The organism is Paenibacillus sp. Y568, assembly GCF_059445545.1.
The window spans coordinates 36,775-49,021 of the sequence record NZ_JCAIUM010000006.1 but is presented as its reverse complement, the minus strand read 5'-3'; the positions used below and the strand labels follow the sequence as shown (position 1 = coordinate 49,021).

At 40.7% G+C, this 12,247-nt stretch carries 6 protein-coding genes; all 6 read left to right on the top strand.

Features of this window, described 5'->3' with window-relative positions:
* Positions 1–120 precede the first annotated feature (120 nt).
* The 6 genes from AC1D7X_RS10200 (at position 121) to AC1D7X_RS10175 (ending at position 12,141) form a co-directional block, all read left to right on the top strand.
* Positions 121–7,707, top strand: a complete 7,587-nt coding sequence (locus AC1D7X_RS10200) for a pullulanase (protein ID WP_495475151.1) — start codon at positions 121–123, stop codon at positions 7,705–7,707.
* A gap of 137 nt (positions 7,708–7,844) precedes the next feature.
* A complete protein-coding gene (locus AC1D7X_RS10195) occupies positions 7,845–8,312 on the top strand; it encodes a hypothetical protein (protein WP_495456939.1) in 468 nt (155 codons plus the stop codon).
* A 306-nt stretch (positions 8,313–8,618) separates the two neighbouring features.
* Positions 8,619–9,671 (top strand): Delta(5) desaturase DesA, encoded by a 1,053-nt coding sequence (gene desA, locus AC1D7X_RS10190; RefSeq protein WP_495475150.1) that lies wholly within the window; start codon positions 8,619–8,621, stop codon positions 9,669–9,671.
* Positions 9,672–9,744: 73 nt separating this feature from the next.
* On the top strand, positions 9,745–10,887 hold the full coding sequence (locus tag AC1D7X_RS10185; protein ID WP_495456937.1) for a histidine kinase: 1,143 nt from the start codon (positions 9,745–9,747) through the stop codon (positions 10,885–10,887).
* Positions 10,884–11,483 carry a response regulator gene (locus tag AC1D7X_RS10180; protein ID WP_495456936.1) on the top strand — a complete coding sequence of 200 codons (600 nt, stop codon included), beginning with the start codon at positions 10,884–10,886 and terminating at the stop codon, positions 11,481–11,483. The genes AC1D7X_RS10185 and AC1D7X_RS10180 overlap by 4 nt, the downstream gene beginning before the upstream one ends.
* A 211-nt stretch (positions 11,484–11,694) precedes the next feature.
* Positions 11,695–12,141 carry a hypothetical protein gene (locus tag AC1D7X_RS10175; protein WP_495475149.1) on the top strand — a complete coding sequence of 149 codons (447 nt, stop codon included), beginning with the start codon at positions 11,695–11,697 and terminating at the stop codon, positions 12,139–12,141.
* The last annotated feature ends 106 nt before the right edge of the window (positions 12,142–12,247 follow it).

Here is a 12,247-nt window from a genome sequence, read left to right as displayed (position 1 = left end):
GTGCTAACTATCATGAATCGTACGGCTTCATCAGCTAAAGTTTAATAAAGGGGGGATACTGCCTTTTGGTGCAAGCGCTTGCACAATTTGTTGAATTTTAAATGAAGGAGTGTATTTTAAATGAAGTTTGCTTATAGAAGGAAGAAAATGTGGTCTATCTTCATGACTCTCATTCTTATTATTTCGAGTATCGGATTATATCCCTTACAGATTGAAGCAGCTGCTCCGAGCAAGGTCGTATTAGTTGGTAATTTACAGGTTGCCTTGGGAGCCACTAGTGACTGGGACCCAGCCGCCGCAGCAACTGAAATGATTGACGTAGGTAATGGATTTTATCAGTTTACAGGTACTTTACCCGCTGGCACTTATGAATACAAAGTAGCTATGGATGGGAAGTGGGATGTTAGTTATGGATTTGATAACTATTCCAACACAGCTGGGGTTAATGCTGGAGGAAACATCAGTATTATTCTAAAGCAAGATACAGCAGTGACATTCTACTACAACGGTAACACCCACAGAATTGCAGATTCTACCTACTATACTCCTCTTATAACCAATCAAGATAAACTTCCTAGAATTATTGGTGATTTACAGACTGAAATGGGTGATACTGGCGATTGGTCTGCTACAGATGCCCAAGCTATTATGTACGATAATACATTTAATCATATTTACTCCGTAACCAAGGCAGTCTATGCAGGAGATTATGAGTTTCTAGTAATTCTTGGGACAGACCTTACCACCGATCCAATGTATCCTACTAGCAAAGAACAACTAAGTCTTGCTAAAGATACGGATGTAACCTTTCATTTCAACGCGATCGATCATAGTGTGACAACAGACTATTCTAAACCTGTAGACAATATAGATCCGACAGATCTAATACCGGCAGATCACCTACGGGTTCACTATAATAGAACGGACGGCAATTATGCGAATCTTGGATTATGGTTATGGGGTGATGTTACATCACCATCAAGCGGGTGGGCACTAGGAGCAACGCCATTCCCGGCTGGACAGGTAGACAGTTATGGTGCTTTTGTAGATATTCCACTCACTAGTACAGCCAAAAGCATTGGCGCGATCGTTGTAAACCGTGTAAGCGGGGACAAAGATGGTGGCGACAAGAAAATTTCAATAACGACGTCTCAGATGAATGAAGTATGGATGAAAGAGGGCTCAGATCAGGTAACTCCGTATGAACCTGTGGATATTCCTACTAATACGGTTCGTGTACATTATCAAAGAGCAGACAATAACTATAGTCCCTATGGAGTATGGAATTGGGAAGACGTAGCGAGTCCTTCTGGAGGATGGCCTACAGGTGCAATTCCTTTCCCAGCAGGTCAAGTTGATAAATATGGGGCTTATGTCGATATCCCGCTCATTAATAATGCTAAGAAAATGGGGTTTTTCGTAGTAAATCGTACCTTGGGTGATGCAGATAAAGAGGAGAACAGGAACTTTAATCTGTTAGACCGATATAATCAGTTATGGATTAAACAAGGCGATAATATGGTATACGTTTCTCCTTTTGGTGAGGTACCTACGGGTCTTGTGTCCGCAGAGATCTTATCTGAAAGTAAATTACTTGTAAATTTCATGATGACAGATGGATTGGAAGAAGGAGCATTGAAAAGTGGGCTGAAGATAACGGACAAGAACGGGGATGCCGTAACAGTCAATAACGTTCAGATCACTAGTTCAACAGCAATCGAAGTAAATACAACTCCATTCTTAATGGAGAATGCTCCGTTAAGTATCACTTATTCAGGAATTACCGTAACCGCTCTCACGGGGTGGAGAATGATCGATGAAATGTACAACTATCAGGGTGATGATCTCGGAGCAACCTATCAGGCAGGAAGTGTAACTTTAAAACTATGGGCACCTAAGGCAAGTTCTGTCGTTGCGAACGTATATAACAAAGTTGATTCTACGCAATTGATAGGAAGCGTTAACTTAGCTAAGGAGGAAAAGGGTGTATGGTCCGCCAAGGTTGCCCCAAGTGATCTGGTAGGAGCTCATGTAACCGACCTCAAAGGCTATTTCTATCAATATGAAGTGACGAATAATGGGGATACGAAGCAGGTACTTGATCCATATGCTAAATCCATGGCCGAATTCAGTGTGGATACGAAGGGAGTTAAGGGTCCGGATGGAGATGCTGTAGGAAAAGCGGCGATCGTGGACTTAAGTAGAACGGATCCAGTAGATTTTGACTATGCGGATATTAAAGGGTATGAGAAAAGAGAAGATGCTATCATCTGGGAAATCCATGTGCGAGACTTCACTTCAGATCCAACGATTGAGAATGATCTAAACAATGCAACATGGGGATCTTTTGATGCTTTCAAAAACAAACTTGATTATCTCCAATCCCTTGGAGTTACACACATTCAATTACTTCCTGTAATGGCATGGTATTACGGGGATGAAAGTGCGATGAAACAAAGAGAATTGGATTACTCAGCACAAGATAATGAATACAATTGGGGCTATGACCCACACAACTACTTCTCACCGGATGGCGCTTACTCAGAAGACCCTACAGACCCGGAACTGAGAATAAAAGAGTTAAAAGCGATGATCGATGCCATTCATGAAGCCGGTATGGGCGTAGTGTTAGATGTCGTATATACTCATATGGCTCAAGCAAGTCTTTTGAATGATATTGTTCCTAATTATTATGCCTTCCAAGATGCGAATGGTAACAATATTGGAGGGTTCGGAAATAATCTAGCAACAAGCCATAAGATGGCAGAGAAATTGATGGTAGACTCTGTTAAATATTGGTTCGATGAATACAAAATAGATGGCATGCGCTGGGATATGATGGGTGATGCCACCTATGATGCAGTACAGAATGCCTATGATGCAGCAGAGGCAATCAATCCTAACGCCTTATTTATCGGTGAAGGTTGGAAAACGTTCGGTGGAGCAGCATCAGATCCTTCGTTGGCAGGAAAAGGCGCGGATCAGGACTGGATGGATAAAACCGACAGTGTAGGTGTTTTCTCAGACGAGATCAGAAATGAATTGAAATCGGGATTTGGCAGTGAAGGTGAGCCAAGATTTATTACTGGTGGTGCACGGGATATCAAGACAATCTTTAACAACATCAAAGCACAGCCAAGTAATACACCAGCTGATGATCCTGGCGATATGGTGTCATATATTGAGGCACATGACAATCTACCTTTATATGATGTCATTGCACAATCTATTAAAAAGGATCCTTCTATACCTGCAAATGATGAGGAAATTCTTAAACGTGTGAGACTTGGGAATATGATGGTATTAACATCTCAAGGGACAGCCTTTTTCCATGCGGGTCAAGAATACGGACGTACGAAACAATGGAAGGCACCAGGGAAGCCAGAACAGAAATATCATGAATTAGCAGATGACACAGGCCATGTATTTGGGTATTTTGTACATGATTCCTATGATTCATCCGATGCTATTAACATGTTTGATTGGAACAAGGCCACAAACGAAGCGCAATACCCTGAGAATAATATGACAAGAGAATATACAGCAGGATTGATAGCATTAAGGAAATCGACCGATGCTTTCAGATTAGGGGATAAGTCTTTAGTAGATACCAACGTCACCTTGATCTCAGCACCGGAAGTTAACGCAAGTGACAGTATCATCGCCTACAAGAATAAAGCAACAGATGGAACAGGCAATTATTATGTATTTGTGAATGCAGATAACAAGTCAAGAACGCTGACGCTTAGTGAAGATTTAACAACAGGTAAGGTAATCGTAGATAACGATGAGGCAGGGATCGAAGCGGTTACTACCCAATCGGGATTTTCACTTACGGGAAATACGATCACCCTTGAACCGTTAACATCCGTCATTATCAAACAAGATGCTGCAGCGGCGGTATTGAGTTCATTAGAACTGGACAAAGCGAACTACTCGCTAGAAGTAGGCAAGACGCATCAGACAGCAGCTTATGCGAAATACGATGATAATAGCAAGAGAACGATAACTAACACAGCTACTTACGCTTCAAGTAATAGCCAAGTGGTTACCGTGACTACCAAAGGTTTAGTGAAAGCAGTCGCTAAAGGGACAGCAACGATTACAGTTACTTATGGTGGGATATCATCCCAAGTTACAGTCACTGTTACTGCAACTGAAGGTAAACGTTATGTCCAATTGAACTATATCCGTCCAGATCGTGATTATACGGATTGGAATCTATGGGTATGGAATACGGGCGTGAAGAATGATCAGATTGATTTTGAAAAAGTGGAGAACGGTGTGGCGAGTGTGATGATTGAAATTGCACCTCAAGCTATAAGCGTCGGATTCGTTCTTCGTAAAGGGACAGATTGGAACACGGGCAAGCAAGATATTCAGGATGATCGTCTTATTTCGGTGACACCTGGAGATATGTTTACCAAAGTGAATGTGACGAGTATGGTCAAAGAACTTGATATTCTGCCAAGCATCAGAGGACCTATTCTGAATGATGGAAACATTACGTTTATGTACAGAGACGATGAACTATTTGAAAGTGGTCAAATGACGAAGATCACAAATACAAAGGTGAAGATTAACGGTATTGAATACGATATGACTTACGATCCAATGAAGGAATGGTTTAGTTATACTTTGACTGATGTCGTTGAGGGTACTTATGAGTACTCTTTCTTGGTAACGAAGGATGGCAAAACGAACGAAATTACGGATCCGCATAATACTATAAATGGCAAATCGGTTGTGGAATATCACATTCCGGTTGTAACGATTCTCTCGACAGTTAACCCGCCTTCACTTACGTCTAACACAAGTGCAGTGCTGAAGTTAAATGTATCATCAGATGTAGTGATAACTTATAAGGAAGCTTTTATGGATCTTTCGTTATTGGGTGGACCTTCTCAAGTTAAACTTGATACGGAACTGATGGAGCAGACGATTACCGTGAAGGATTCTATTACTGCGGGAATCAAAGAAATACCAATCACCTTAGTCGATCCATTCGGAAATAAACATAAGCATCTTGCAAAGGTAGAGGTCAAAGCGAGAACGTCTAATGGAGAACTCGATTTCGATTGGGATGAGGCCCGAATCTATTTCGCGCTAACGGACCGATTCCAGGATGGTGATTCAACAAATAATCAGGATGTTGATAAGAGTCATCTAGAAGCTTACCATGGTGGTGATTTTAGAGGTCTGATCGACAAGCTAGATTATATGCAGCAGTTAGGTATTAACACATTGTGGATTACCCCTATTGTTGACAACATTGACTTCAATAAGGGGCTTGATTTCAACAGTAAACAGTATGGTTATCATGGCTATTGGGCTAAAGACTTTACGAAGATTGATGAACATCTTGGCGATATAGAAACGTTCAAAGAGCTCATTGATACAGCTCATGATAAAGGGATTAAGATTATGGTAGACGTCGTATTAAATCATACGGGCTATGGTCTTAAAGCGGATGATAGTCGTCCTGGTATCACGCAGGATGATAAGGATCGTTTCGCCAACATGCTGAGAACAGATGGCATAGCATCGGATGAAGATCCAATGAAGGGAGAACTCGCTCAACTTCCTGATTTTAAAACAGAGGATCCAGTTGTTCGCCAACAATTAATTGATTGGCAGGCAGGCTGGTTGAATCGTGCACAAACAGAACGTGGAGATACAATTGATTATTTCCGGGTAGATACCGTGAAACATGTGGATGAGACAACATGGAAAGCGTTCAAGAATGCATTGACTACGATTGATCCGGAATTCAAAATGATCGGTGAATACTACGGTGCAAGCGTAGAAAGTGACGGAGGAAATCTCCAAAGTGGCCAAATGGACAGTCTTCTTGATTTCAGTTTCAATGAGAATGCAAGAGACTTTGCAAACGGAAAGATTGAATCGGTAGAAGCTTATCTTGCTAATCGAGAAGCACGAATGGATAACACGAGAACGATGGGGCAGTTCCTAAGCAGTCATGATGAGAACGGGTTCTTGAACGATTACGTAGGTGGAGACAAAGGCAAGCTGAAGATCGCTGCTGCGCTTCAAATCACCTCTAAAGGACAGCCTGTCATTTATTATGGTGAAGAATTAGGACGTTCGGGTAACAATGCAGTAGATATGAGTAAAGGACAATTCAGTGAGAATCGTGCAGATATGCCGTGGGATCAGTTAGATGCGGAGAAACCATTGCATGATCATTACCAGAAGTTGCTGAACATCCGCGCTAAGTATTCCAAATTGTTCTCCAAGGGAACACGGACTTCCATTGTTGCTTCTAACGAACAAGGATATATGGCATTCAATAAAAATCTGAATAGTGAGAATATCGTCACAGTCATCAATACAAAGACAACGGCGCAGAACGTTATTCTTCCTGTACCGTTTAAAGCTGGAAGCCAAGTCAAAGACGAGTACAGTGGAGTAGTCTACAACGTAACGAACGATAATAAAGTAAGTTTCAGTCTTCCAGGAATGAATGAAGGTGGAACCGTTATTCTTGCAACTATTGCATCAGTGACTCCACCAGTAACGACTCCACCAAGTGAACCTGGAGCGGGTAGTAATTCTGGAAATAATACGGGTGCTAGTAATCAAATAACACAGAGGAACGTCAGTGAGGATTTACTAAAGAATGCGAAAGGGACAGTAACCATTGATCTTGGAGACAAAGAGAATGGGGTTCTTCTACCGTTGAAGTCTGCGGAGTTAGTAGGATCTAATCCAATCGTAATCCACAAAGGAGATTTCACAGTTGAAATTCCTTCATCGTTATTGAAGGCCATTCAACAATCAATCTCCGCTGATCAATCGGAGGGTGCGATCATTTCGTTCAAACTGGATGAAGTGGAACAATCCGTAGCACAATCTCTTATTGGTCAATCAGATAGTTCGAACACCAAGGTGAAACTAGCAAGTAAGATGTACCATTTCAGTCTGTCCGTCAAAACAAAGGATGGGAAAGAAGTGAAGATCGATCGGTTCCTAACCCCGATCACGTTAATCTTCAACGTGGATCCATCCGTAGATGCAAAACTTCTAGGTGGGTATTTTATTGGGGATAACGGTAAATTGGAATACGTCGGTGGATATTGGGACAACAGCAAGTTGAAAGTAGATGTGTATCATTTCAGCAAGTATGTGGTAGTAGAATACAGTAAATCGTTTGCAGATATGAACGGTCACTGGGCACAAGCAGCAGTCAAGGAACTAGCAGCCAAACATGTTGTCGAAGGTACGACGGATAGTACGTTTAGTCCAGCACAACGCTTGACTCGAGCTCAGTTTGCAGCGATGCTTGTTCGCGCTCTGGGCATAGAAGATCAAGGTAGTGTATCTTTCAAGGACGTTGATCAGAACGCTTGGTATGCTTCAGCAATTTCCTCTGCGTACCATAATGGTCTAGTGAAGGGTAAGACTGAGTCTACATTCGCACCGTTAGAGACCATCACACGTGAAGAAATGGCTGTGATGATCGTACGTGCTTATAAGCTGAATAACGCTGAAACATCGATCCCTAATGATGTGACAGCTACCTACAGCGATGAACAACAGATTAGTACATGGGCCCTTGAACCGGTCCGAGCAGCAACATCACTTGGGTTGATGAACGGACAAAGTAAGAACACATTCGTGCCTAAAAAAGATACAAGTCGCGCGGAAAGTGCTCAAGCCATTGTGAACTTACTCAACAAAATGTAGTGAAACACGCAAAAACCTTCTTATGCTCAATGTTGAGCTAGGGAGGTTTTTCTATATTAAAAAGTGTAACTTTCTCCGTATATAAACGTTTCATATATTATTCCACAAAATACAAGCTACTTGGAGGTTTATCATTAATGAAAAAACAACTCGTTTCACTACTAATGTCTTCTGTACTAATGTTATCTATCGCCACTGTAGTCTCAGCTGATAGTGCCATGGTTTCGGCAAATAATGTCGATTATAAATCCAATAAAGGAAATGAAATGATTGTTCCTTATGCACTCAAAGATATACTAACTTGGAATTTAAATGGGGATACAACGGACCCAGTAACCTCTTATTCTGTAACAATTGGATATCCAAATATTAAACTGTATGCAAAAAATAGAGGAACACAACCATTTAGAGTGGAAGTTATGCACAACAGTAAGAAAACGGTTATTTTTAATACAAAAGTTCCAGTAGGTCAAATAGTAGAAGTTTTAAATAATGATTTTATGCCACTCGTTCCTTCAGGCACTTATACAGTGACTATTTATGGTGGAAGAGCTCAACCCAAAGGACAAGTTGTTCTTAAAAGTTCTGACACTAGATGGCCTTAAAAAATCCAATGAAATACGAAATCGTAGAACTGTAGGAATAAATGAATAGCAAACAAGTAAAGATTAGAAAAGGACCTTCAACACCTGAAGGTCTTTTAGTTTATTTCGCAATACATACAAGTATTTTATCCACCTAAGTTAAATGGAATCCGCAATAAGCTCATTTAGAACATGACGTTTGTCATACTCATGAGTTGACGTTTATGACTACAACGATGGTGATCTATATCATATACTAAATGGAGTAAACTACGCTGACATTGTAATACGTTAATAGAAAGCGTATATCTGAGGAGGAAACAAGTCATGACCGAGGCCAAACAAGTTAACTTACGGAAAAAGGTCGCCCCTTACGAAAAAACCGAAATGAAATCGAGTGTTAGACAGCTTATAAATACATTAGGACCATTAGTAGTACTCTGGTATGCAGCCTATCTAAGTCTTTCCGTTTCTTATTGGCTGACCCTAATATTAGCGATCGTCACATCTGGGTTTGTAATCAGAACTTTTATCATTTGCCATGATTGTACACATCAATCTTTCTTTAAAAGTAAACTAGCTAATAAAATCGTTGGAACGATTACAGGGATCGTTGCGTTAGTTCCATACGAACAGTGGAAATATAGCCATTCCATGCATCATGCAACAAGTAGTAATCTAGATAAACGGGGTACAGGAGATATGTGGCTTCTGACCGTGGATGAATATATAGAGGCTTCTAAGTGGCGTCGGTTGGCATATCGCTTCTATCGTAATCCATTAGTCATGTTTGGATTGGGACCGATTAGTGTATTCTTGGTTCAATATCGCTTCAACCGTAAAGGAGCAAAACGCAAGGAACGCATCAATACTTACGTCGTGAATATTTCTATTGTAGTGATCTATTCCCTATTGATCTGGGCTATAGGTTGGCAAGCGTTTGTGATGATTCAAGGTCCTGTTTTCTTCGTAGCCGGATGTCTTGGCATTTGGTTGTTCTATGTCCAACATCAGTTCGAGGATTCTTATTTTGAGAACGAAGATGAATGGGATTATGTAAAAGCCGCAGTAGACGGAAGTTCATATTACAAACTTCCTAAAGTCCTTCAATGGTTCACAGGTAATATTGGGTTCCATCACGTTCACCATTTGAGTCCGAAGGTGCCGAACTATCATTTGGAAGAGGCGCACAATGCAACACCCCCTCTTCAACATGCGACTACGATCACACTAAGTACGAGTTTGAAATCACTTCATTTCCGCTTATGGGATGAGAACAATAAGACCTTCATTAGCTTTGGTGAGATGAAGCGTCGTCTTCATATGAATTCTGTAGCAGAGAAATTAAATGTTCCTCGGCCTAATCTACAAGAAAAATAATGAAATATGGTAAACTATATAGATTAGAATCTAATCCAACGTAATTGGCATACAAAAAGAGGGTGTGAAGACCATGCTGAAATGGTATCAAATTTTTCATAAAAATACTGGACTTAGTCCTTATGTGTGGGTCGTCTTTTGCATCCTCCCTTTTTACTTTATATTTCGTGCATCGTCTCCATATCATGTAGCTTCAGGGATCGTTATGATTATTGCGTTCATGGGATGTTATGTGTTGTCTTTTATAACTAAAGGGTGGCAGGTATACTTCTGGACGAGCATACAGATTATCATCTCTATAGGCATGACCATTGTATTTGGTTATGTTTATTTTGCTATCTTCTTAGCCCTTTTTATCGGTAACATTCAGAATAAAGCGGGATTTATAACGCTGTATTGTATTCATCTTGTCACGACATTTATAAGTATCAATTATGGATTTGTTGCTCAGATTCCCTTATTTATTACGCAGTTCCCGTTTATTGTGATGTGTCTGATTGGGGTTATTTTATTACCTGTCAATACATATAACCGGAACAAAAGTGATAAGCTTCAGGGCCAGCTTGAGGATGCGAACAAGCGAATTTCAGAGTTGGTCAAGTTAGAGGAGCGTCAGCGAATTGCACGTGATCTACACGATACGTTGGGTCAGAAGCTGTCCCTTATTGGATTGAAGAGTGATCTAGCTAGTAAATTAATGACCAAAGATATCACGCGGGCCCAAGAAGAGATAAATGACGTTCGTCAAACAGCCAGAAGTGCATTAAAGGAAGTCAGGGAATTGGTTACTGAAATGCGAGGGACAAGAGTAGAAGATGAAATGTATCGAGTTAGTCAGATTTTAAAAGCGGCTGAAATTGAATGCAACATTGAAGGTGATCCTCAGTTGAAGAACACCTCATTGCTTACGGAAAATGTGCTAAGTATGTGTCTCAAGGAAGCGGTCACGAATGTAGTGAAGCACAGCGAGGCTTCCTCTTGTACGATTTACCTGGAGTCATCCCTAACGAATCTCTCCATTCGAGTGCAGGATAATGGGATTGGTATTGCTACGGATGATTTGAAGAGATCCTATAGTGGTAACGGACTGAAGGGTATGATGGAAAGGCTTGAATTCGTAAATGGGACACTTGAGATTCAATCGGACGAGGGAACAACACTTATCATTACAGTACCAAACGTTGTGAAGAAACCAGAAAAGGAGATGGAGGTATGATTCGTATAGTCATTGCCGAAGATCAGCGTATGCTGTTGGGGGCACTTGCGTCTCTGCTTGATTTGGAAGAAGATATGACGGTTGTAGGAAGAGCAAGTAACGGTGTCGAAGCAATAGCTATGGTTCACCTTCATCAACCGGACATATGCATCATGGACATTGAGATGCCAGCGAAGAGTGGATTGGATGCAGCTGAGGAACTCAAAGAGCTCAACTGCAAGGTGATCATCCTAACGACGTTTGCTAGACCTGGATATTTCGAGCGTGCGCTCAAAGCGGGTGTCAGTAGCTATATGTTAAAAGACAGCCCAAGCGAAGAGCTTGCAAGTTGCATTCGCAGTGTCATGGCGGGACGACGTATTTATGCGCCGGAGCTTGTAGATGATGCGTATGGTCAGGAAAGTCCACTGACGGAGCGAGAGAAGGAAGTTCTCCAATTGATTGCTGATGGCAAAAATACAAGAGAAATTTCAAATCAATTGTTTATTACGACTGGAACGGTTCGCAACTACATTTCCGTTATTCTTGATAAACTTGGCGTAAGTAATCGAATTGAAGCCATCACACAATTCAAGGAAAAAGGATGGTTTAAATAAAAAAAAGGAACCCACAGCAACGGGCTGTGGGTTCTATATTTATATATACTAAAAGGGGTAACTTCATTGTACCTTGACTACATTAATGCCAGATGAAAATTAGATTGCAGGTATATTACAATTAGTTGACTTTATATTACTTGATATCTGATATTATTAAAAAAGCGGGAATTGTTCATATATCTATAAATAGAAAAGGTAGGCGAACTTCATGGTGGAAAGAAAGAAAACGATGTTGATGTTACCTGTCATTGGGGCGGTAATTGCTGCAATCATTGGGGGTGCGATCTGGGCAACGATCGCGATCCTAACTGAATATGAATTAGGAATTATAGCATGGGCAATTGGTGGACTGACAGGATATACGGTAGCTGTATTAGCGAAGAAACAGACTACCCGGGCACATCAGATTATTGCAGTCATTGCTTGCTTAGCCGGGATAATACTTGGGAAGTATATTATTATCAGTTACATATTAAATGATGGATTTAAAGGGATTATGAATAGTCAGACTTTCCACTTTTTTAACTACAATTTTACGGGATTATTTAATGGAATGGATGTTGTAATTATCTTGTTCGCCATCGTGACGGCATGGAAGTTACCTAGTAAAATGAATCAACAGAAACATATTCAACCACGAAAGTCTTTATTCTAATGCATGATCGCTTCATTTTTCCATCGCATATTTCCTTTTTTGAATGTGACTATTATGTTAAATGAACTATGTATTTTCACGATAATTCGACAATTTAACTGAAAAT

Excerpts from the sequence above, each read along its gene's own strand:
- AC1D7X_RS10185 (WP_495456937.1), top strand. The coding sequence starts at position 9,745 with ATGCTGAAATGGTATCAAATTTTTCATAAAAATACTGGACTTAGTCCT.
- AC1D7X_RS10195 (WP_495456939.1), top strand. The coding sequence starts at position 7,845 with ATGAAAAAACAACTCGTTTCACTACTAATGTCTTCTGTACTAATGTTA.
- AC1D7X_RS10200 (WP_495475151.1), top strand. The coding sequence starts at position 121 with ATGAAGTTTGCTTATAGAAGGAAGAAAATGTGGTCTATCTTCATGACT.
- AC1D7X_RS10180 (WP_495456936.1), top strand. The coding sequence starts at position 10,884 with ATGATTCGTATAGTCATTGCCGAAGATCAGCGTATGCTGTTGGGGGCA.
- AC1D7X_RS10175 (WP_495475149.1), top strand. The coding sequence starts at position 11,695 with ATGGTGGAAAGAAAGAAAACGATGTTGATGTTACCTGTCATTGGGGCG.
- desA (WP_495475150.1), top strand. The coding sequence starts at position 8,619 with ATGACCGAGGCCAAACAAGTTAACTTACGGAAAAAGGTCGCCCCTTAC.